Source organism: Streptomyces sp. NPDC059499 (genome assembly GCF_042749285.1).
GTDB lineage: Bacteria > Actinomycetota > Actinomycetes > Streptomycetales > Streptomycetaceae > Streptomyces.
Map to the genome: position 1 here is coordinate 24,618 of NZ_JBHYTT010000017.1, position 21,577 is coordinate 46,194.

Consider the following 21,577-nt stretch of genomic DNA (forward strand, 5'->3'; position numbering starts at 1 on the left):
TTATAGCATCAGTGGAGCAGTTGAGGAGAGCGCTCTCCCTTCCCGGCGGTCCCGCGCTCGGGCGACGGCTCGCCCAAGGTGAGCACCGCCTCCAGCGGCAGGTCGCCGGCCGACCGGCCGGCGAGCAGCCGGACTTCGCCGGGATCCGTCTCCCATCGCGACCGCACCGCCGACCAGTGGGCCGCCGCCCGGCCCGAGACCCGGACCACCGCGACGGTGCTCTGCCCCGGGTCCGCCTCGACCGCCGCGTAACCGATCAGCTTGCGCACCGGCCCTTCCGCCCCGGAGGCGGGCCGGGACAGGTAGACCTGAACGACCTCACGCCCGCGCCGCCCTCCCGTGTTGCGCAGCCGTGCCCGTACGTCGAAGGCATCCCCTGCCCGCACCGATTGCGGCGGCGACAACTCCTCGTACTCCCACCGCGTGTAGCCGAGTCCGTGCCCGAACCAGTAGGCCGGCGCCGTACCGGACCGCAGCCAGGCGCGATATCCGATGTCCGGGCCCTCCTCGTAGCGCAGCACCCCCGCGTCCGGGCAGGTCGTGAGCACCGGCACGTCCTCCTGGGCGACGCCCCACGTGGTCGGCAGCCGGCCACCCGGCTCGGTACGGCCGAACAGGACGTCCGCGAGCCCGTCGCCGGCTTCCTGGCCGGGGAACCAGGCCAGCAGCAGGGAGGGGACCAGGGTGTGCCACGGAAGGGCCACCGGGCCGCCGGAGTTCACGATCACCACCGTGCGCGGGTTGGCCCGCACGACCGCCCGGACGAGCGCGTCACGGCCGTCCGGCAGGCTGAGGCCCTCGCGGTCGTGGCCCTCCGACTCGCTCTCCTCGGTGGTCCCCACGACGACCACCGCGACATCCGAGGACCGCGCCGCGGCCACGGCGGCCGCGAGTGCCGCGGCGTCGTCACCCGCCGGGGGAGCCGCCGCCAGAACCGTCGCCACACCGGTCCCCGGTGCCAGGCCGCGCCGGGCGACGACCTCGACCTCGGTGTCCGCCCTCAACACCGCCTCCGCCAGCCGGTAAGGAGGAGCGACATGGACACGCGTCGGATCGTCGCTGTCGAGCGGGAACGTCCCGCCGAGCACCTCTTGGCCGTCGACGCTCAGCGACAGGGGCCCCCAGCCGCCGACCGCCCAGGTCCACCTGCCGCCGGTGTCCGGCTTGACCAGCGACCGGATCTCCACCGTCGCGGCCCCGTCCACCCTCACCGACGGCTCCACGATCCGGCCGGACAGCCGGTGCTCCGCGTGGAGTTCGGCGCCCGCCTCGTCCAGCAGCCGTACGAGCACCCCGGGTTCGCCGCTGCGTGGATCACGGGACCAGGACCGGTCCAGGGGGCGCGGCAGGGAGGAGGGTGCCTGGCCCGGGGCGTACGTCACCCGTGTGCCGCCGCCCACCGCCCGTTGGATCCCCTCCAGCGGTGACACGACGGAGGCCGGGAACACCTCCGCACTGCCCCCGCCCTGGATCCGCACCTCGCGGGCAGGCGCCCCGATCACGGCGATGCTGCGCAGCCCCGCCGGATCCAGCGGCAGGAGCCCGCCCTCGTTGCGCAGCAGGACGGCACCCGCCGCGGCGGCCCTGCGCAGCAGAGCGCGATGGGTGACGGGGGAGACGGCGGGACGCCACACCAGCTCCGGGCGTCCCAGCGCACCCACCCGGCCGGCCAGCCGCAGCAGCCTCCGGACCTTGTCGTCCAGCAACTGCCGGTCCACGAGCCCCTGTTCCGCGGCGGCGAGCAGGCCGGCCGCCCATGGGCCGTGCGGACCCGGCATGGCAAGGTCCTGGGCCGAGCCCGCGGTGTCGAGCAGCGTGCGGACGGCGCCCCAGTCGGAGATCACGGGCCCGTCGAACGCCCACTCGCTCTTCAGGGGCCGGTCCAGCAGCGGCGATGCGGCCATGGTGCAGCCGTTGACCTGGTTGTACGCGGACATGACCGCCCACACGCCTGCCTCGACGGCCGCCTCGAACGGGGCGAGATAGACCTCCCGCAGGGTCTGCTCGTCGATCCGGACGTCGACGGTCAGCCGGTCGGTCTCGGAGTCGTTGCCGACGAAGTGCTTGGCCGTGGCGGCCACGCCGCCCGACTGGATACCCCTGATCAACGCGGCCCCCGTGCGCCCGGTGAGCAGCGGGTCCTCCGAGAAGCACTCGAAGTGCCGCCCGGCCAGAGGCGATCGGTGCAGGTTGAGGGTGGGGGCGAGGAGGACGTCGACGCCCTTCCCGCGGGCCTCGGCCGCGAGCAGCGCACCCAGCTCGGTCACCAGCGGCTCGTCCCACGCGGCGGCGAGCGCGGTCGGCGAGGGCAGGACGAGCGAGGTCTCGCGTTCGTCCCAGGCCTCGCCCCGCACCCCTGCGGGCCCGTCGGAGAACGTCAACGGGCGCAGACCGGCGGCCGGTTCCCCGTGCGTCCGCCAGGTCGTGGCACCCGTCAGCAGGCGCACCTTCTGCCCGAGGTCCAGCTTTTCCAGCAGGCGGTCGATCTCTTCATCCGTCATGCGGCCCAGCCCCTCACCCGCGCCCCGGTTGGAGAGCGCTCTCCCGGCATGCTCGGCACAGCGTCGCTGGCCGGTGTCGGCTCTGTCAATGGGGTCGCGCGGTGGAGGACGCGCGCGACGGCACAGTGGCCACTCACTTGTCACCACCCCTTGTCTGCACCTAAGTTGGCCGCTTGCGACGTGTCCTACTGCCAGTGGGGGAGCCAAGTCATGGCCGCGAACGGACGGCACCGCAGATATCAGCCCAGCCGGATCAACCGTGCCTCGCTCACGGTCACGGCGGGCGGCGCGGGCATCGCGCTACCGCTCCTCACGGCCGCGTCGGCAGGAGCCGCCTCGACCGACGTGTGGGAGAAGGTCGCCGCGTGCGAGTCGACGAGCAACTGGCACATCAACACCGGTAACGGCTACTACGGCGGCCTGCAGTTCACCCGCTCGACCTGGGCGGCCTTCGGCGGCACGGCCTACGCCGCGCGCGCCGACCTGGCCACCAAGGACCAGCAGATCGCCGTCGCCGAGAAGGTGCTGGAGGGGCAGGGGCCCGGCGCCTGGCCGACCTGCTCGGTGCGGGCCGGACTGACGCGGGGCGGCGACGCCCCCGACATCGCGCCGCAGACGAAACGCACAGCCGTCGACACGGCGAAGACGGGTGCGAAGGCCGAACCGAAGGCCGCACCGCGGTCCGGCTCGGCGAAGGCCGCCCCGGACACCCGGGCGGACAAGGCGTCCGCATCGCCGACCGCTGTTCCGGGCAAGCGCGAGTCGTACACCGTGGCCCGTGGCGACTCCCTCTCCGGCATAGCCGAGGCCGAACGCGTCCAGGGCGGCTGGCAGCGCCTCTACTCGGCGAACCGCGCCGTCGTCGGCGACAACCCCGACCTCATCCTGCCGGGACAGCGGCTGAGCCTCGAGGTGGCGGAGACACCCAAGACCGCGGAGCCCGCGGCGACGAACGAGTCCTGGCGGGAGCGCGCCGGTTCGGCGAGCCCGGAGCGCGACGCCTCGAAGCAGGTCACGCCGAAACAACGGGCCGCGCAGAAGGCCGCCGCGCCGAAAGCCACGCAGAAGGCCGCGCCCGAGCGGGCCGCGAAGCCCGCCGCCAAGCCCAAGCAGTCGGCCAAGCAGCACTCCGGCCTCACCGCACCCGTGACGGCCCGCACCGGAACCCCGTACCACCAGGCGGGTTCATGGTCCAGCGGCTACCACACGGGCGTCGACTTCCCCGTGCCCACCGGTACCTCGGTGAAGGCCGTGGCGTCCGGGAAGGTCGTTTCGGCCGGCTGGGCAGGAGCGTACGGCTACGAGATCGTCATTCGCCACAGCGACGGCAGGTACAGCCAGTACGCGCACCTGTCCTCGCTCCACGTGCGCGAGGGTCAGCAGGTGGGCGGCGGCCAGCGGATCGCGCGCTCGGGATCTACCGGCAACAGCACCGGCCCGCATCTGCACTTCGAGATCCGGACCGGCCCCGGCTACGGCTCGGACGTCGACCCGCTCGCCTATCTCAGGGCAGGCGGCGTCAGCATCTGAACACCGCCGTGCGGCCCCGGTACGCCCGACTCCGGGCGGGTTAAGTCACCGCGGCGGGCAGGGCCTGCCAACGGCCGTTCCCGCTGTCCCTTGAACTCCACACGCCCCGCCGTGCGGTTCAGCGGCAGGGCGGTCGGTGCCGGAAACGGGTCCGGTACCGCCTTCGCGGGGGAGGGCAGGGGCTTCGGCGGCTCGGGGACCACCACGGCCCGGCTCCCATGGGCCTGTGGGGCCTCACCGCTCGTATCGGCTGCGGGCCGCCGTGACACCGGATGCCGGGCCCCCGTACGCTCCGCGGTCAGCCTCTGTGTGGTCAGCAGGACCAGCCCGCCCGCCGCCACCGCACCGCAGCCGAGCGCCAGTACCGTGCCGGTGATGCCGTAGCGGAACTGCTCCCCGAAGAGCGTGAGACCCACCGCGGCGGCGACCACCGGATTGACCACGGTGACCGTCGCGAGCGGGGCGGTCAGCCCGGCGCCGCGGTACGCGGCCTGGGAGAGGAGCAGCCCCGAGGCGGCCAGGCCCGCGATCACCAGCAGCGTCGGCAGCCCCGACCCCACCGAGCCGGACGTCCATTCCATCGCCACGGTCTTGGTGAACACCGAAGCCATGCCGAAGGCCACTCCGGCGCCCGTCGCCAGCACCACGCTGCGCGCCATGGGGCGGTGCAGGCCCTTGGCGAGAACGGTCACGACCGCCACCGCACCGAACGTCCCGGCCGCAAGCGCCAGCTGCTCGGGTCCCGCCAGGGAGTGTGAGCCCGCGTTCCCCGTGAGGGCCAGCAGGCCGGCCAGACCCACCGTGGCCATGATCGCGCCGCGCCAGGCAGTCCTCCCCGCCCTGCGCCGGACGAAGAGCGCCGCCATCGGCAGGGCGAAGACGATGGTCAGGGCACCGAGCGGCTGGACGAGGCTGAGGGGTCCGTAGGCCAGTGCCACCACGTGCAGCACCGCACCCACACCGTTGAGCGCGACGGCCGCCCACCAGACGACGTTGCGCACCGGTGCGTACGGGCGGTCGTTGCCGCCCGCGGCCACGCGCTCCTGGACGATCGCCCCGGCCGCATAGGCGACCGCGGAGACCAGTGACAGCAGCACGGACAACGCAAGGGAACTCATGTACACCACGATGTCCTGTCGGAGTCGCTCAGTCGTCGTCCTTGAGGCGGCGATTCGGCGTACTGCTCCAGTAGTACGTACATCACTCCTACGTCCTCCTCTCGACGGTAGTCCTCCTCGCCCCGGGCCTCAGAAGTTGGGCCGCGAGTCGCACAGAGCGCTGACGGTCCGATGCGGTGAGTGCCCGAAAACCGAAGGAACGGGACAAATCAGATCCCGGGAGGCCCGCCGAGTTCTGTGTGCCATGAACGTGGACAGCGGGCCCTCCGCACGGGGCACGGCTCCCGCCGACGCCCCGCCTGCCCCGCGCCGAACGACAGCGGCGCCCCGCCCCGGACCACACGGTCCGGGGCGGGGCGCCGCCAAGGGGTTCAGGTGCTGAGCTGGAATTCGGCCCGGATGCGCTTGCCCACAGGGACCCGCTCGGCCGTCACACGGTCGCAGAGCGCCACCACGATCTCCATGCCGTGACCGCCGAGACGGGCGGGATCGGGGGCGTAGAGGACGGGAAGTGCCGTACTGCTGTCGTACACCGTGATGCTGATGCGGTCCGCGTTCCCCTCGAGCTCCAGCAGGTAGGGGCCGTGGCTGTAGCGGTCCGCGTTGGTGACGAGTTCGCTCACCGCCAGCATCAGATCGCTGCGGGTGTGCTCACCGAGGACCGCGAGCCACTCCGCAGCGAGCCGCGCCAGGAAACGGTCGGCCAGGGCTCGGGCCTGCGCGATGCATCCCGGTTCGCCGTCGAACACCTCGGCAGCGAGCAGAACCTCCGTGACCGAAGACCCCTGCACGGGGTCGTCCGGCCGTGAGGTGGCCTGTTCGTTCATGTGCTCCAGCCAGGGCGCCGCAGGGGAGGTCGAAGACCTCTTCTCGCCGTTCGTCTACCCGCGTCGAGAGATCCCACTCCGGGAGATCTCTCAGATCTTACGCACGACGGGGCGTCCTTACCACGCTCATGGAGAAGTCGTCGATCTGCCGCGCCGGTCCGACGGTTCACGGCGCGTCCCCCGACTGCGGACTGACCAGGGCGGGCGCGAGCAGTTCCGCCGTGGTGTGCGTGGGGGCCTCGGGGAGGACGGGCAGGGTGAAGTGGACGAGCGTGCCTTCGTCCGGGTGCGGGTCCAGCCAGATCCGGCCACCGTGGAACTCGACGATCTTGCGGCACAGGGCGAGCCCGATGCCCGTGCCCTCGTAGGCGTCCCGGTCGTGCAGGCGCTGGAAGATGACGAACACCTTGTCCGAGAACTCCGGCGCGATCCCGATGCCGGTGTCGGCGACCGTCAGATGCCAGTCCTCACCCTCCCGCACACATCCGACGGTGATCCGGCACGGCACGTCCGGACGGCGGAACTTGACCGCGTTGCCGATGAGGTTCTGCCAGACCATCGTCAGCGACGTCCCGTCGCCGAGCAGCTCCGGCAGCCGGTCCTCGCGTACGACGGTGGCCCCCGACTCCTCGACGGCCAGGGCGAGATTGGCGAGGGCCCGGTCCAGCGAACGGTCGAGATCGACGGGCTTCCAGCTCTCGTGGACCCGTCCCACCCGGGAGAAGGTGAGCAGGTCCTCGATGAGCACCCGCATCCGTACGGCGCCGTCCACCGCGAAGTCGATGTACTGCTTGCCGCGTTCGTCCAGCTCCGTGCCGTACCGCTTCTCCAGCAGCCGGCAGAAGGACGCCACCTTGCGCAAGGGCTCCTGCAGGTCGTGCGAGGCGACGTAGGCGAACTGCTCCAGCTCGGAGTTGGACCGGCGCAGCTCCTCGGCCTGTTCGGCCAGCAGGGTCTCCCGCTCCCGTGACTCGGCGAGCTCCGCCACCAGGCGGCGGCGCATGTCCTCCACCGCGGCAGCCACCGCCCGGACGTCGGAGGGACCGCGGACCTCGATCCGCCCGGCGAAGGTGCCCGACCGGACGGTGTCCGACGCCGCGGTCAAGGCGTTGAGGGGCCGGCCCACCATCCGGTGCAGCAGCAGACTGAGCGACACGACGGCCAGCACGAAGCCGATCACCAAGGCGAGGAGCACCCGGTCCCGGGTCGTGCGTGCCACACCGAGATCGGCACGGGCCTGATCGCGGGCGACGTCCAGATGGGACTGCTGCTCCGTGTACAGCTGTCGCAGCGTGTCGAACTCCGCCTTGCTCTGCCGGATCGGCTCCGAGGACTCGCCCGCGGGCCCGGCCCCGCGGACACCGGCGATCAGCGGCTCGGCCCGGAGCAGGCGCCACTGCCGGGAGGCCGTCTCGATCCGGTCCAGGTCCCCGGCGAAGGGCTGATCGTCCCCGACGAGAGCGCGGACCCGGTCCAGCCTCTGCCGTTCGGCCCGCACGCCCTCCTCGTAGGGCTCCAGGAACGACGCGTCTCCGGTGAGCGCGAAGCCGCGCACCCCGGTCTCCTGGTCCAGAAGGGAGTTCTGCAGCTGGTACGACCAGGAGCGGGCGGGCTGGATACGGTCCACGAGCTCCGTGGTCCGGTCGGATATGCGGGAGAGGACGAGGCCGCCGACGACCAGGCACCCGCAGACCATCAGCACGAAGCCGGCCAGGATCAGATGGACCCAGTGCTGCACCGACAGTCGTGCCAGCGGACCCGGCCGCTCGTCCGTCCCGGGCGTGCTGCCGTCCTTCGTCACGAGTCCGCTCGCCAGCCCAGATGCAGGACGGCGACATCGTCGGCCAGCCCCCCGTACGGCGAGGCGCTCTCGGTGGCCTCGGCGACGAGGGCGTCGACGAAGGCCCGGGGCGGCAGGGCCCCGTGGCGACGGGCCATGGCCAGCAGCCCTTCCTCGCCGAGCCGGGACTGCGGCCCCGTGCGTCCTTCGAACAGGCCGTCGGTGAACAGGACGAGTTCGCTGTCCGGGAAGAGGTCAAGCTCCGAGACCGTCCAGCGCCCGGCCCCGGGCAGGAGCCCCAACGCCATGCCGGCCGGGGGTTCCACCCAGCTGACGTCCGTGCCGCGACGCATCAGCAGGCCGGGGTGACCGGCCCGCGCGATCCGTACCCGGTCACGGCCCGGCGGGAAGACGAGCGCCGTGACGGTGGCGAAGACATGGGGATCGGACCGCTCGGCGACGAGTATCTGCTCAAGGAGACCGATCTTCTCGAGCTGGGTGACCCCGGTCAGTACGGCGGTGCGCCAGGCCACCCGCAGACAGACACCCAGCGCGGCCTCCGCGGCACCGTGTCCCGACACGTCGCCGATCACGGCGTGCACCGCACCGTCGGCCGTCTGGATCACGTCGTAGAAGTCGCCGCTCAGCAGCCCGTGGGCGCGCCCTGCCTCGTAGCGTGCGGCCACACCGAAACTGTCGTCGCTCAGCAGCGGGATGGGCAGCAGCGCCCGTTCCAGCCGGGCGTTCTCCTGGGCTATCAGCTGACTCGTCCGCATCGCGGACGCAGACCGTTCGGCCTGCTTGCGCTGGAGTGCGTAGCGGACCGCGCGGCCCAGAGCCTCGGGATCGATCCGGCCCTTGACGAGGTAGTCCTGGGCGCCGTGCGCCACCGCGGACAGTCCGGTCTCCGCCTCGGCGAGACCCGTGGTGACCACGATGGCGGCATCCGGTGCCGACTCGACGAGCTGTCTGACGGCATCGAGGCCGTGCACATCGGGCAGATGCAGATCCAGCAGGACGCAGACAGGGGTGCGGCAGGACTGCAGATAGCGCCGCGCCTCGGCCAGCGACTTGCACCAGGTGAACGAGGAGTCCAGCTCACTGTCGGCCAGCAGCTCCTCGACGAGCAGAGCGTCCCCGGAGTCGTCCTCGACCAGGAGAATGGCGGCCGCGCGGGCGTCCCAGACGGACGCGGCTGCGATGGCGACACCCTGCTGCGCGGGGATCCCGGTGGGCTCCTTCGCACGTGCAGCGGTGCCCAGCGGCAGATCGGCCACGCTCCACCCCCTCGACGGACGGCACGGGGCGACCCGTGCCGTAACGCCTGGAAGCATATGTGACCGGTGCCCGGCTGGTCAGCCGGGCACCGGTCACAGAGTGTGCTCGTTTCTCAGGCCTCGACGCACATACCCGTACGCAGTCGCTGCACGATCCTGCTGAGCAGGCGTGAGACGTGCATCTGGGAGACGCCCAGCTCCGCTCCGATCTGGGACTGCGTCATTTCCTGGCCGAAGCGCATCTGGACGATCTTCCGCTCCCGCTCGTCCAGTTGCTCGAGGAGCGGGGCCAGCGTCTGCAGGTTCTCGACACTCTCCATGGCGGGGTCGTCCTCACCGAGGAGATCGGCGTACGAACGCTGGTCGTTGCCGGAGTCGCTGTCGGCGCTCGGGGTGTCCAGCGAGCCGGCCGAGTAGCCGTTCGCCGCGACCAGCCCTTCGATGATCTCCTCCTCGGGGAGATCCAGATGAGCGGCGAGCTCCCGCACCGTGGGGTCGCGGTCGAGCTCGGCGGACAGGTGCTCCTTGGCCTTGGCGAGTTCGACGCGCAGTTCCTGGAGCCGGCGCGGGACATGGACCGACCAGGTCGTGTCGCGGAAGAAGCGCTTGATCTCACCGACGATGTACGGCACCGCGAAGGTGGCGAACTCCACCTCGCGGGAGAGGTCGAACCGGTCGATCGCCTTGATCAGGCCGATCGTGCCCACCTGGACGATGTCCTCGGTGTCGTCACCGCCCCGGTTGCGGAACCGCGAGGCGGCGAAGCGCACCAGCGAGAGATTCATCTCGATCAGTGTGTTGCGCGCGTACTGGTACTCGTGGGTGCCTTCCTCGAGGACCTGGAGCCGGTCGAAGAAGATCTTCGACATGGCCCGCGCGTCCTGGGGGGCGACCTTGCCCGTGTCCTTGATCTGCGGCAGTGAGGACTCCTCGAACCCGGCACCGGCCTCGTCGTACCGCGCCGCGGCTGTGCCGACTGCCTCGGTGGTTCGCACTGACATGGCCGTCATGGTGTCGCCCTCCCCTGGATCCGAATGTGGTGACGGGCGCATGCCCCGGTATTCGGAATTGATGTCACCCGGCCCCGAAATTTTTCTCCGTGGTCGGCGGCCCGAGGTGATTGCGACCATCAGAGGGAGCGATCTGTGGTGATTCAGGGGGATTTCGCATGCCCATTCCGAACCGATGTGTGAGCCGCGCCTCATTCCGGGCACCTGTGGTGTTCCGGAAACAGAGGAGGGGCCCATGAGCGATACCGGCGCAGCGGGTGGGACGACCGTCACGACCAGGATCCCGGCCAGGCTGGACCGGCTCCCTTGGTCGCGGTGGCACTGGATGATCGTGATCGGCCTCGGGACCGTCTGGATCCTCGACGGTCTCGAGGTCACGGTGGTCGGCAGCATCGCCAGTCGGCTGTCCGAGGACGGCAGCGGACTGGCCATCACCGACGCCCAGGTCACCGGCATCGCCGCCGCGCTGTACGTGGCGGGCGCCTGCTCCGGTGCGCTGGTCTTCGGGTGGCTGACCGACCGCTTCGGGCGCAAGAAGCTCTTCATGATCACTCTCGCCGTCTACCTGGGTGCCACCGCGCTCACCGCGCTCTCCTTCTCGGCGTGGTGGTTCTTCCTCTTCCGATTCCTGACCGGCTTCGGGATCGGCGGGGAGTACGCGGCGATCAACTCGGCCATCGACGAGCTGATCCCCAGCAAGTACCGGGGCCGTGTCGACCTCATCATCAACGGCAGCTTCTGGCTCGGGGCCGTGGCCGGATCCCTGCTTTCCGTTCTCGCGCTGAACACCGACCTCTTCCCCCCGGACATCGGCTGGCGGCTCACGTTCGCCCTGGGTGTGGTCCTCGGGCTCGTCATCCTGCTGGTCCGCCGCCACGTACCGGAGAGCCCGCGCTGGATGTTCATCCACGGGCGCGACGAGGAGGCGGAACGGCTCGTCGACGGGGTGGAGCGGGAGGTCGAGGAGGAGACCGGCCGCCCCCTGCCGCGCGCCGACCGGACGATCACCGTGCGCCGGCACCAGAGCGTCGGGTTCGGCCTGATCGCCCGCACCGTCTTCCGCTCCTATCCCAAGCGGGCGGTTCTGGGGCTGGCCCTCTTCATCGGGCAGGCCTTCCTCTACAACGCCATCACCTTCGGATTCGGCTCGATCCTGGTGACGTTCTTCGACGTCTCCAGCGGGTCCACCGGCTACTTCTTCGCCGTCATCGCGTTCTGCAACTTCCTGGGACCGCTCTTCCTCGGCCGGCTGTTCGACACGTTGGGGCGCAAGCCGATGATCGCGGGGACCTACATCCTCTCCGGGTTGCTGCTCTTCGCCACCGCCTGGCTCTTCGACGCGGGCTCGCTCAACGCCGCCACCATGACGGGGTGCTGGTGTCTGGTCCTCTTCTTCGCCTCCGCGGGTGCCAGCTCCGCCTACCTGACCGTCAGCGAGATCTTCCCGATGGAGACGAGGGCCATGGCCATCGCCTTCTTCTACGCCGTGGGCACGGCGGCCGGCGGCATCACGGGGCCTTTGGTCTTCGCGCACCTCACGTCCAGCGGCGTGGTCGGCGACACGGCCCTGGCGTTCTCCATCGGCGCCGGGCTGATGGTGGCCGCGGGCCTGGTCGCGCTCTTCTTCGCGGTGCCCGCCGCGCAGAAGTCCCTCGAGGACATCGCGACCCCGCTCTCCGCCGAGGAGGGGTAGGGGGCGTGGGCGACCCGAACGGAGCAGCGCCCGACTCATGGCAGACTTGACCGGGGCATTCGGCCCGTAGCGCGCCGGCCCCCGCCGGCTCCCGGCCGGACCTCCTCCCCACCGAAGCCCTGCAGCGGCACGAGTGACGAGTAACAGAGGAACGGCAATGACGGTGACACAGGACAGCCAGGAGTTCGCTCCCGGTATCGACGAGTTCGGTCCCGGTATCGACCCGGAGCGGCTGGCCGTCTGTCTGAGCGTGCTCGACGAGCTGGACGCCATCGAGGTCGACCACCCGGACGCCATCGCCGTACGCCGGGCCACCGCCGGTGTCTACCGCACCGTGAAGCAGCGCCGCCGCCAGGAGCGCCGGGCCGCCAAGACCGCGCACGACAAGGCCGTCACCGAGGCCACCGCGACCGGCTCCGCCGAGCGCATCGACGACGAGACGCAGGGCGTGCTCCCGTCGTCCTCGGCCACCGCCGAGATCGCGGGCATACTCCAGCGCCCCCGGTCCTGCTACATCTGCAAGACCCGTTACGTCGAGGTGGACGCCTTCTACCACCAGCTCTGCCAGAAGTGCGCCGCGGAGAACCGGGCCCGGCGTGACGCCCGCACCGACCTCACCGGGCGCCGGGCGCTGCTCACCGGCGGCCGGGCCAAGATCGGCATGTACATCGCGTTGCGGCTGCTGCGCGACGGCGCCCACACCACCATCACCACCCGCTTCCCCAACGACGCCATCCGCCGCTTCAAGGCGATGCCGGACAGTGACGAGTGGATCCACCGCCTGAAGATCGTCGGGATCGACCTGCGCGACCCGGCGCAGGTCGTCGCGCTCGCCGACTCCGTCGCCGCCGAGGGCCCGCTGGACATCCTGATCAACAACGCCGCCCAGACGGTGCGCCGCTCCCCGCAGGCCTACAGCGAGCTGCTGAGTGCCGAGTCCGCCCCGCTGCCCGCGGGCGAGCTCCCCGCGGCGCAGGTCATCGGCACCTTCGGCAGCGGCTCGGTCGACCGTGTCGCCGCGCTCCCCGCCGCGCGCAAGCAGGGCGAGGGACTGAGCGCCCAGGACGTCACCGATCTCGCGCTGGTGACCGGATCCGCCTCTCCTGCCCGCATCGCCGCAGGCACGGCGATCGACGCGGGCGGCCTCGTGCCCGACCTGCACGACACCAACAGCTGGATCCAGACGGTCGAGGAGGTCGAGCCGATCGAGCTTCTCGAGGTCCAGCTCTGCAACTCGACGGCGCCGTTCATCCTGATCAGCCGGCTCCGCCCGGCGATGGCCGCGGCGACGAAGCGCGCCTACGTGGTGAACGTGTCCGCGATGGAGGGCGTCTTCAGCCGTGGGTACAAGGGTGCGGGCCACCCGCACACCAACATGGCGAAGGCCGCCCTGAACATGCTCACGCGCACCAGCGCCCAGGAGATGTTCGAGAAGGACCGCATCCTCATGACGGCCGTCGACACGGGCTGGATCACCGACGAGCGCCCGCACCCCGACAAGATCCGCCTCGCCGAGGAGGGCTTCCACGCCCCGCTCGACCTCATCGACGGCGCCGCCCGGGTCTACGACCCGATCGTGCGCGGCGAAGAGGGCGAGGAGCTCTACGGCTGCTTCCTGAAGGACTACGCGCCCGCGGGCTGGTGACGACACCCACCCTCCGCGCACGGAACAGGCAGGACAGCGAGAACGGCGGCGGCCCACGCCCATGGGCCGCCGCCGCTTTTGTCCCTCTGTGTGATCCCTGGGGGACAAGTGGTGACCCCCGTTGGCTGAAAGTGACCCAGGCCACACGTTCTGTCGAGCGGGATCGCGCTCATTTGGTTACTCTGAATTGAACGGACGCCACCAAGGGACCCACAAAACTTCCTCGGCCGTCCTGGGACAGGTCTGTAAGCAGGCCGCCGTCCCGCCCCGTACCGGCGCCACCGCGACCGAACTGTTTCTGCCCCTGCCCCGCAGAGGGCGGTCGATACACGGTTCTCACGCCGCAGCGTCGCCACCGCCCGGGGTTACGCGACACAAAGGAGTCCGCGGTGACACCTGAAATGACGAAGAGCGAGCAGCGCCCCGCCGAACGGACCGGAGCGCGGGCCCATCGGCCCGAGAAGCTCCGGAACATCGAGGTCTGGGCCAGGTCGGCGCCGATCAGGCTGGCCGGTTACGAGGACGATCTCGCCGAGCCGCACATCCTGCCCGGCATCGACTGACCGCTCGCGCCACAGCGTCGTACAGAGCTGAGCCCCGGCCCCCGCATCGGAACCCGCGGGGGCCGGGGCATTCTCATGTCCGTCCCCGGGGCCGCAGCGGTACGGGCCTGGCCACCGGACGCATGAAGTCCCGTACGTAGGTCCGCTGCCACCAGCATCCCGTGGCGCGCAACTCCCGCAGGTCCGTGAACCGGTAGTAGAAGACCTGGGCGCGGACATGGGCGGGCGGGGCGTCGGGGAAGGGGTTGTGCCGCAGCAGCCGCAGGGTGTCCTTGTCGCCCCGCAGCAGCCGTTCGACGAACGGCCCGAACCAGGACCGGGCGTATGCGGGGGAGAGCGCCGCGAACCACATCATCCAGTCGAGGCGCAGATGGTACGGGGCGAACTGGCGGGGCATCCGGTGCGGGTCGCCCGGCTTTCCGCGGAAGCCGTACTCCTGCCAGTGGGTGCCTTCGTGGATCACGGCCTCGTCGGTCCCCTCGACCACGACCTCGAGCCGCATCCTGCTGATGCTCCCGAAGGCTCCGTAGGTGTTGACCAGGTGGAGCGGGTCGAAGGACCGGTTCATGACCTGACGGCGGGAGAGGAGATTGCGTGCGGGGCGGTAGCTGAGCACCAGCACGAGGACCGTCACCGCCATGACCACGACCTCGTACCAGAGGGGTGGAGCCGACTGCTCGGGCGGCGGGCCGGCGAGCGGGGACCAGTCGATCGCGGCGAGGGCGAGGGTGATGGTCAGCCAGTTCAGCCAGGCGAAGTTCCCCGACAGCACCAGCCAGAGCTGGGTGGCCACCATGAGGCCCGCGGCGATGCTCGCCACGGGCTGCGGGGTGAACAGCAGGAAGGGCACCACGAGCTGGGTGACATGGTTGGCGGCCACCTCGACCCGGTGGGCGGGCTTCGGCAAGTGGTGGAAGAACCAGCTCAGCGGCCCCGGCATCGGCTGCGTCTCGTGGTGGAAATCCAGACAGGTCAGACGTCTCCAGCACGCGTCGCCCCGGATCTTGATGAGGCCGGCGCCGAACTCCACCCGGAAGAGCAGCCAGCGCAGCAGCCACAGCAGCAGGACCGGGGCCGCGTGGTCCGCGTTGCCGAGGAACACGGCGAGGAAGCCCGTCTCCAGCAGGAGGGACTCCCAGCCGAAGCCGTACCAGACCTGCCCGACCTGGACGATCGACAGGTACAGCACCCAGGGCACCGCCCACAGCACCATGGCCGCCCACAGCGGAAGGAACGCGTCCAGGCCCGTGAGGAGGGCGAGCGAGACCGCGCAGCCCGTCCAGGCGACGAGCGCGAAGAAGCGGTCGGAGTAGTGGAGGCGGAACAGGCCGGGCGCGGCCCGCCAGGGGGTGCGCCGCAGCAGCTCGGGCACGGGGAGCATGCCCCGTGCCCCGATCAGCGCCCGGAACTGGAGGACGGCCGACAGGAAGGCGAACAGGTACACGGCAGCGAGGGCCCGCTGGAAGACCAGCCGGCTGAGCCAGTACCCGTCTGCGGTGAACCACTCCATCGCTTCCAGTATCGGCTCATCGGCCCGCGAGCACGCTCCGGCGCAGCGTGTTGCCCAGCCGGCGCGCGTACAACCGCTGGAACACCGGTACGAGGGGGCCGGCGAGCCGGGCGTACCAGGAGGCGGGCCGTGAGAAGGCCATGACGGTGAACCACACCGTGCCGTCGTCCGCCAGGTCCACCACGAAGCACTCCTCGCCCAGTTCCGGGTGCCGGGCCGTGGTGCCGTAGCCGAAGCCGATGCGCCCCGGCTCGTACGCGGTCCAGACGACCTCGCAGTGCGCGGTCACGCGGAACGGCCCCATGCCCAGCGACATCGCGACGGACCCTCCTTCGGCCGCCCGCTCGGCGGAGGCGTTCACCCGGGTTCCGGCCCCGCGGTGCATCCGCCATTCGGTGACGGCGGCGCCCGCGGCCTCGAAGTCGGCGCGGCCGCGGCCCACGGCGGTCCGGTGGTGCAGGTGGTGGTAGCCCTGCGGGAGCGGCCCCAGGCGAGTGGCTCCGACCTCGGGGTACGTCAGAGTGGTCATGCGGTCCTGCCTTCCGGGTGGGTGCGGTCCTGGATGCGGCGCCAGGCGAGCAGCGAGCAGAGGGCGAAGCCCAGTGCGTTGCCCAGTCCATGGGTGGCGGCCATCCACGTCAGGGTGGGGTGGGGCAGTCCGGTGGCCTCGCCGAGTGCCCAGCTCAGCGCGAGCACCATCGTCGCCACGAGTACGGCGGCCGAGGTGGCGAGAAGGATGCGGGTCGCAAAGTCCCGCCCGCCACGAGCGGTGCGCCAGGTCAGAAGAGCGACCGTCCACATCCCGGCGGTCAGCACCACGGCACCGGCCAGTTCCGCCCGGTCGCCGACGAAGTAGCCGACGAGGACGAGCAGGGTGCCCAGGGGCACGCTCAGGGCGGCGAAGCGACCGGCCGGCCCGTCGGCGCCCCGGCAGACGAGACCCGCGACCAGGGCCGCGGCGAAGCCGGCGAAGTGGAAGTGCGGCACGGTCAGCGCCAGGATGCCGAGCCCGAAGCCGAACAGTTCGTGGCCCGCACGCTCCGCGACGAGGGCGAGCGCGGCGACCGACGGGGTGACCAGTGCGGTGAGCAGGGCGATCTCCGCGGGACGGATGCTGCGGGTCCGGGCCAGGCGCCACGGGGCGTGTGCCGCGAGGACGAGTGCCCCCAGGGCGTAGCAGCAGGCGAGTGCGGTGGCGGTGGCTCCGCGCGGCAGCCACATGGCCACCGCGCCGGGTACCGCGAAGAGCGGCCACAGACGGCGTATCCGGTCCAATGCCGGGTCGCCGACGAGCCTCAGGCCCGCCGGCACGATGACCAGCATGCCCAGCATCACGATGAGACCGACCAGCACGGACATCGCGCCCACCCTCGATTTCACGCCGCATTGAACGTGTTCAACTGCTGTCGCGCTGAGAATATGCCCTTTCTTGAACACGTTCAAGGTGGACGGTTCGGTCGAGGAATCGGACAAATAATGGCAGAGTGGCGCACATGGATGATCGGGTAGCGGGTGCCCTGTCACTCCCGGACGACTGGCCCGCCCACCCGGACCTCAGCCTCGCCCTGAACCGAATGGGCAGCTTCGACTGGGATCTGGACAGTGGCCTCATGCACATGGACCAGCCCGCTCTCGACGTGTTCGACCTGCGCCCCGACGAGTACGACGACCGTCCCGCCTCGCTGGCTCCGCGCGTTCCCACCGACGAGGCGATCAGGCTCGACGGCATGGTCTCGCAGGCGCTCAAGAGCGGACGCAGCAACTACGGTGCGTACTTCCGTGTCATGCGGCGCGACGGCACACTGCGCTGGACCCACACCCAGGGCTTCATCCGCCGGGACGGCACCGGCAGACCGCGGCGCATCATCGGCATCGTGCGCGACGCCACCCAGGAGCTGGCCGATTCCACGGCCCGCCGGGAGGTGGACCAGGAGCGGCGGCGCCGGACCAGTCTGGTGGAGGGCACGACGGCCGCCCTGGCCCACGCCCGCACCGTCAAGGACGTCACCGACGTCCTCAAGAACTCCCAGGGCCTGGCCAACCTCGGCGCCACCAGCCTCGTCATGGGTCTGCTGGAGTCCGGGCGCATCCACCTCGTGGCCGACGGGCCCGAGGGAGCCTACGTGCCCGGCACGCGGTACACCCGGACGGACGAGCCGTACCCGATGAGCGAGGTGATCCGCACCCTCGCGCCCCGCTTCATCGAGTCCGCCGAGGACTTCGCGACCTCTTTCCCGATCCTCTGGCCCCACATCAGCCACCTCGGCATCACCGCCGCCGCCTACCTGCCGCTCATCGCCCAGGCCCGCCCGATCGGCGCGCTCGGCCTCCTCTACGGCAACAAGGCGGGCTTCACGGCCGACGAGCGGAACCTGCTCGTGGCCCTCGGCAGCTCGATCGCCCAGAGCCTGCAGCGGGCCATGCTCTACGAGCAGGAACACGATCTCGCCGAGGGTCTCCAGCAGGCGATGCTCCCGCGCCGGATCCCCGAGGTCGCGGGAGCGCAGGTCGCCGTCCGCTACCGCTCCGCCCGGCTCGGCCGGGACATCGGCGGCGACTGGTACGACGTCATCTCGCTGCCCGGCGGCCGGGTCGGTGCCGTCATCGGAGACGTTCAGGGTCACGACACGCACGCCGCCGCGGTCATGGGGCAGCTCCGGATCGTGCTGCGCGCCTACGCGGCCGAGGGGCACAGCCCCGCCACCGTGATGGCGAGGGCCTCCGTCTTCCTCCACGAGCTCGACACCGACCGCTTCGCGACGTGCACGTACGCCGAGATCGACCTGACCTCCGGGGTGGTGCAGCTGGTCCGGGCCGGCCATGTCGACCCGCTCGTACGCGACGTCGACGGCAGCTGCCGCAGGCTGCCCGCCGAGGGCGGCCTGCCGCTGGGGCTCTCGGCCGAGTTCGGGCGTCTCGAGTACCCGGTCGCCACCGTCGAGCTCGACCCCGGCCAGACGCTGCTGCTGTACACCGACGGCCTGGTCGAGCTGCCCGGGGCCGACCTCGACGAGGGCATGCAACTGCTGGCCTCCACGGTGCACAACGGCCCGCAGGACATTCAGCAGCTGGCCGACCGGCTCTGCGACGTCGTCGAGGAGCGGGGCGGCGAGGACGACGTGGCGCTGCTGCTGCTGCGCCGCAGGGCCGCGCACGCGCCCCACCCGGGCGGAAGGCTCCAGCAGCACGTCGCGCAGAACGACCCGGAGGCGCTGAGTTCCTCCCGCCACATGATCCGGGCGGCGGTACGCGCCTGGGGGGCGAAGGACCGGGCGGACGAGGTCGAGCTGGCCGCGGACGAGCTGATCACCAACGCGCTGATGCACACCGACGGCGGGGCGATCGTCACCATCAGGGTGCTCACCGGCCCGGAACGCCGCCTCCGGGTCGATGTGGAGGACCGGTCCAGCGCACTGCCGCGACGCAGGGACGCGGGGGAGTCCGGGGTCTCGGGCCGGGGGCTGATGCTCGTCGACCGGCTGTCCGACGTGTGGGGCGTGGAGTCCCGCGGCAACGGCAAATGCGTGTGGTGCGAGTTCGTCATCCCGGAGCGCGGGTAGCGGGAGGGGCGCCGCGACGCGAGGATGTAACAGCACGTAACACGTCAATGCTTGACCGTAACCGATCACCAGCGATTGACTGCGATCCTGCAGTCCTGCTGTCGATGACACGAGGCCCCGTTGAGTACCGAGCTCCTTGCACCGCTTGATCTGGCTTTCTGGCACCTCGAATCCGATGCCCACCCGATGCACCTGGGTGCGCTCGCCGTCTTCTCCCCGGCGCCCGGAGTGGGTCCGCAGGACCTGCTGGCTCTGCTGGGGGAGCGGGCTGCCGCGATTCCGCGACTCCGCATGAGGGTGCGGGACGTCCTGCTGCCCGTGGGCGGGGCCGCCTGGTTCACCGACAAGGACTTCGATGTGCACCGGCACGTCCGCCGGGTGGTCCTGGCGGAGGGCGACTTCATGGCGGAGGCGACCCGGCTGGCGGGCGAGCTCATGGAGCAGCCGCTCGAACGCGGCCTGCCGCCCTGGCAGATGTACCTCCTGAGCGGTCCCGGCGGCGGCCCGTTCGCCGTGCTGGTGAAGCTGCACCACGCGCTCGCCGACGGGATGCGCGCCGTGGCCATCGGGGCCGGGATCTTCGACCAGATCGCCGCCGCCGGAACGGGGCGCGGCGCCGTACGGCGCAGGACACCGGTGCCCCCGCGCTCCTGGCTGCCCGGCCCGCACAAGGTGGCGGGCGCGGCACTGGACCGCATCGGGGACGTCGGCCGGGCGCTGGGGGTCGGTGCCTCGGTCGTCCGGGCCAGCCGACTCGACATGCGCGGCTCGACCGTCCTGACCGCGAGCTCCAGCGGTACCCGCCGCCTGGCCACCGCCGAACTCGACGCCGAGACGGTCCAGCGGATCCGCCGGGCCGAGGGCGGCACGGCCAACGACGTCCTGCTCGCCGTGGTCGCCGGTGCGCTGCGCCGCTGGATGATCGAACGCGGCGAGCAGCTTCCCGGAGCCGACCCGCGCGCGCTGGTCCCCGTCTCCCGGCGCCGGCCGCACGCTGCGGCCACCGGCAACCGTCTCTCCGCCTACCTGCTCGGCCTCCCGGTCGGGGAGCCGCGCGGCCGCGAGCGGCTGCGTCTGGTCCGCAGCGGTATGGACCGCAACAAGGCCGCGGGCCCGATGCGCGGTGCGGGCGCGGTGGCCGTGCTCGCCGATCAGCTCCCCGCCCTGGCCCACCGGTTCGGTGCTCCGCTGGCCGGGAACGCGGCACGGATGCTCTTCGACGTCCTGGTCACCAGCGTTCCCCTGCCTCGCTCGGCGCTCTCGCTCGGCGGCTGCCCGCTCAGCGCGGTCTACCCGATGGCCCCCCTGGCCCGCGGGCAGGCACTCGCCGTCGCCCTGTCCACGTACGGCGGACGGGTGCAGGTCGGGCTGGTGGCCGACGGCAAGGCGCTGCCCGACCTCGACCGGCTGGCGGCGGCCGTCCAGGACGAGCTGGCGGAACTGCAGTCGTCGGTCGTGCCCGTCGTCCCTGCCCCGTCCTAGGGCGGGCCGGCCGCGGACCGGTCGGCCGTCGATAGATCGGACAACTTGAAGGGAAAGCAGTGCGTCCAAGCCGTCACAGGAGTTGACGCATCCAAGTGATCCGATGAATATTCGCTGTGCAGTGCACCGGCGATCATCGGCAAGGGCGGCAGACGCATGCGGCGCATCAGGCTCGGACCGGACATGACACCGCCCACGGGGATCATCGACGCCCACCATCACGTCTGGGACCTCGCCGTACGGGACCAGGACTGGATCACGGGTGAGGAACTCGCCCCGATCCGCCGTACTTTTACCCTCGCCGACCTGGAACCGGAAGCACGGGCCGCGGGTGTGCGGGCCACCGTCCTCGTCCAGACCGTCACCGTCGCGGAGGAGACCCCCGAGTTCCTCGGACTCGCCGCAGGCAGCGGTCTCGTCGCGGGAGTCGTCGGGTGGACCGACCTCACCGCACCGGACGTCGACGAGACGCTCGCCGCCCTGCGTGCCCTGCCCGGCGGCGACCTGCTCGTCGGAATCCGCCACCAGGTCCAGGGCGAACCCGACCCCGAGTGGCTGCTGCGCCCCGACGTCCTTCGCGGACTCGGGGCCGTCGCACAGGCCGGACTCGTCTACGACCTGATCGTCCTGCCGCACCAACTGCCCGCCGCCGTCCGGGCCGCCGCCCTGGTGCCCGGACTCACCTTCGTACTCGACCACGCCGGCAAACCGCCCGTGGCACAGGGGCGTACGCACCCGTGGGCCGACGGGCTCCGGGATCTGGCCGCGCTGCCCAACACCGTGTGCAAACTCTCCGGCCTGGTCACCGAGGCGGACCCGCGCTCATGGACGGTCGAGGACCTGCGCCCGTACGCCGACACCGTCATCGACGCGTTCGGACCCGACCGGGTCATGTTCGGATCCGACTGGCCCGTGTGCCGGCTCGCCGCGTCGTACGCCGATGTCGTCGATGCGGCCCGGGTACTGACCGGCGGTCTCGGCGAGGACGAGCAGCGGTCGGTCTTCGCCGCCACCGCACACCGTGTCTACGGCCTGGGCGAAGCTGCCGGCTGAAGGCGCGCCGCGCCACCGCGCGGCATCG

At 71.3% G+C, this 21,577-nt stretch carries 16 protein-coding genes; 7 read left to right on the forward strand and 9 right to left on the reverse strand.

The window, feature by feature from the left end; genetic code table 11:
• Window positions 1-8: 8 nt before the first annotated feature.
• Complete coding sequence (locus ACFW9O_RS30010; protein ID WP_384613628.1) at window positions 9-2,501, reverse strand: beta-glucosidase; 2,493 nt, start codon at window positions 2,499-2,501, stop codon at window positions 9-11.
• Between the two features lie 210 nt (window positions 2,502-2,711).
• Here ACFW9O_RS30010 and ACFW9O_RS30015 point away from each other — a divergent pair, with 210 nt between their 5' ends.
• Window positions 2,712-4,031, forward strand: a complete 1,320-nt coding sequence (locus tag ACFW9O_RS30015) for a transglycosylase family protein (RefSeq protein WP_384613630.1) — start codon at window positions 2,712-2,714, stop codon at window positions 4,029-4,031.
• On the opposite strand, the gene ACFW9O_RS30020 is transcribed toward ACFW9O_RS30015, so the two are convergent.
• From ACFW9O_RS30020 to ACFW9O_RS30040, 5 genes are all read right to left on the reverse strand, one after another.
• Window positions 4,001-5,149, reverse strand: coding sequence for a DMT family transporter (locus ACFW9O_RS30020; RefSeq protein WP_384613632.1), 1,149 nt, complete (start codon window positions 5,147-5,149; stop codon window positions 4,001-4,003). The genes ACFW9O_RS30015 and ACFW9O_RS30020 overlap by 31 nt on opposite strands.
• 371 nt (window positions 5,150-5,520) lie before the next feature.
• Window positions 5,521-5,976, reverse strand: a complete 456-nt coding sequence (locus ACFW9O_RS30025) for an ATP-binding protein (protein ID WP_351182233.1) — start codon at window positions 5,974-5,976, stop codon at window positions 5,521-5,523.
• 166 nt (window positions 5,977-6,142) lie between these two features.
• On the reverse strand, window positions 6,143-7,714 hold the full coding sequence (locus ACFW9O_RS30030) for a CHASE3 domain-containing protein (RefSeq protein ID WP_384613806.1): 1,572 nt from the start codon (window positions 7,712-7,714) through the stop codon (window positions 6,143-6,145).
• A 59-nt stretch (window positions 7,715-7,773) separates the two neighbouring features.
• Window positions 7,774-9,033, reverse strand: coding sequence for a PP2C family protein-serine/threonine phosphatase (locus tag ACFW9O_RS30035; RefSeq protein ID WP_384613633.1), 1,260 nt, complete (start codon window positions 9,031-9,033; stop codon window positions 7,774-7,776).
• A gap of 113 nt (window positions 9,034-9,146) precedes the next feature.
• Window positions 9,147-10,043: an RNA polymerase sigma factor SigF gene (locus ACFW9O_RS30040; protein WP_384613634.1), complete on the reverse strand. Its 897-nt coding sequence runs from the start codon at window positions 10,041-10,043 to the stop codon at window positions 9,147-9,149.
• 235 nt (window positions 10,044-10,278) lie between these two features.
• On the opposite strand from ACFW9O_RS30040, the gene ACFW9O_RS30045 reads away from it, so the two are divergent.
• From ACFW9O_RS30045 to ACFW9O_RS30055, 3 genes are all read left to right on the forward strand, one after another.
• A complete protein-coding gene (locus ACFW9O_RS30045; RefSeq protein WP_384613636.1) occupies window positions 10,279-11,736 on the forward strand; it encodes an MFS transporter in 1,458 nt (485 codons plus the stop codon).
• Between the two features lie 157 nt (window positions 11,737-11,893).
• Window positions 11,894-13,381 carry an SDR family NAD(P)-dependent oxidoreductase gene (locus tag ACFW9O_RS30050; RefSeq protein WP_384613638.1) on the forward strand — a complete coding sequence of 496 codons (1,488 nt, stop codon included), beginning with the start codon at window positions 11,894-11,896 and terminating at the stop codon, window positions 13,379-13,381.
• A gap of 389 nt (window positions 13,382-13,770) precedes the next feature.
• The gene (locus tag ACFW9O_RS30055) at window positions 13,771-13,944 is read left to right on the forward strand and encodes a hypothetical protein (RefSeq protein WP_329215559.1); all 174 of its coding nucleotides are present in this window, start codon (window positions 13,771-13,773) and stop codon (window positions 13,942-13,944) included.
• Between the two features lie 73 nt (window positions 13,945-14,017).
• On the opposite strand, the gene ACFW9O_RS30060 is transcribed toward ACFW9O_RS30055, so the two are convergent.
• The 3 genes from ACFW9O_RS30060 to ACFW9O_RS30070 are packed head-to-tail and all read right to left on the reverse strand — an operon-like array spanning window position 14,018 to window position 16,813.
• Window positions 14,018-15,454: a lipase maturation factor family protein gene (locus ACFW9O_RS30060; protein ID WP_384613639.1), complete on the reverse strand. Its 1,437-nt coding sequence runs from the start codon at window positions 15,452-15,454 to the stop codon at window positions 14,018-14,020.
• A gap of 16 nt (window positions 15,455-15,470) precedes the next feature.
• The gene (locus ACFW9O_RS30065) at window positions 15,471-15,983 is read right to left on the reverse strand and encodes a DUF1990 family protein (protein ID WP_384613641.1); all 513 of its coding nucleotides are present in this window, start codon (window positions 15,981-15,983) and stop codon (window positions 15,471-15,473) included.
• Window positions 15,980-16,813 carry a YndJ family protein gene (locus ACFW9O_RS30070; RefSeq protein WP_384613643.1) on the reverse strand — a complete coding sequence of 278 codons (834 nt, stop codon included), beginning with the start codon at window positions 16,811-16,813 and terminating at the stop codon, window positions 15,980-15,982. The genes ACFW9O_RS30065 and ACFW9O_RS30070 overlap by 4 nt, the downstream gene beginning before the upstream one ends.
• A 134-nt stretch (window positions 16,814-16,947) precedes the next feature.
• On the opposite strand from ACFW9O_RS30070, the gene ACFW9O_RS30075 reads away from it, so the two are divergent.
• From ACFW9O_RS30075 to ACFW9O_RS30085, 3 genes are all read left to right on the forward strand, one after another.
• Window positions 16,948-19,014 (forward strand): SpoIIE family protein phosphatase, encoded by a 2,067-nt coding sequence (locus tag ACFW9O_RS30075; protein WP_384613645.1) that lies wholly within the window; start codon window positions 16,948-16,950, stop codon window positions 19,012-19,014.
• Between the two features lie 120 nt (window positions 19,015-19,134).
• Window positions 19,135-20,496, forward strand: a complete 1,362-nt coding sequence (locus tag ACFW9O_RS30080; RefSeq protein WP_384613647.1) for a wax ester/triacylglycerol synthase family O-acyltransferase — start codon at window positions 19,135-19,137, stop codon at window positions 20,494-20,496.
• Between the two features lie 183 nt (window positions 20,497-20,679).
• A complete protein-coding gene (locus ACFW9O_RS30085) occupies window positions 20,680-21,549 on the forward strand; it encodes an amidohydrolase family protein (RefSeq protein WP_384613649.1) in 870 nt (289 codons plus the stop codon).
• Window positions 21,550-21,577: the final 28 nt, after the last annotated feature.

Bases quoted from the DNA above. Each gene is read 5' to 3' on its own strand.
- ACFW9O_RS30040 (WP_384613634.1), bottom strand. From the start codon at position 10,043: ATGACGGCCATGTCAGTGCGAACCACCGAGGCAGTCGGCACAGCCGCG.
- ACFW9O_RS30020 (WP_384613632.1), bottom strand. From the start codon at position 5,149: ATGAGTTCCCTTGCGTTGTCCGTGCTGCTGTCACTGGTCTCCGCGGTC.
- ACFW9O_RS30075 (WP_384613645.1), top strand. From the start codon at position 16,948: ATGGATGATCGGGTAGCGGGTGCCCTGTCACTCCCGGACGACTGGCCC.
- ACFW9O_RS30045 (WP_384613636.1), top strand. From the start codon at position 10,279: ATGAGCGATACCGGCGCAGCGGGTGGGACGACCGTCACGACCAGGATC.
- ACFW9O_RS30060 (WP_384613639.1), bottom strand. From the start codon at position 15,454: ATGGAGTGGTTCACCGCAGACGGGTACTGGCTCAGCCGGCTGGTCTTC.
- ACFW9O_RS30050 (WP_384613638.1), top strand. From the start codon at position 11,894: ATGACGGTGACACAGGACAGCCAGGAGTTCGCTCCCGGTATCGACGAG.
- ACFW9O_RS30065 (WP_384613641.1), bottom strand. From the start codon at position 15,983: ATGACCACTCTGACGTACCCCGAGGTCGGAGCCACTCGCCTGGGGCCG.
- ACFW9O_RS30085 (WP_384613649.1), top strand. From the start codon at position 20,680: ATGACACCGCCCACGGGGATCATCGACGCCCACCATCACGTCTGGGAC.
- ACFW9O_RS30010 (WP_384613628.1), bottom strand. From the start codon at position 2,501: ATGACGGATGAAGAGATCGACCGCCTGCTGGAAAAGCTGGACCTCGGG.
- ACFW9O_RS30015 (WP_384613630.1), top strand. From the start codon at position 2,712: ATGGCCGCGAACGGACGGCACCGCAGATATCAGCCCAGCCGGATCAAC.
- ACFW9O_RS30025 (WP_351182233.1), bottom strand. From the start codon at position 5,976: ATGAACGAACAGGCCACCTCACGGCCGGACGACCCCGTGCAGGGGTCT.
- ACFW9O_RS30070 (WP_384613643.1), bottom strand. From the start codon at position 16,813: ATGTCCGTGCTGGTCGGTCTCATCGTGATGCTGGGCATGCTGGTCATC.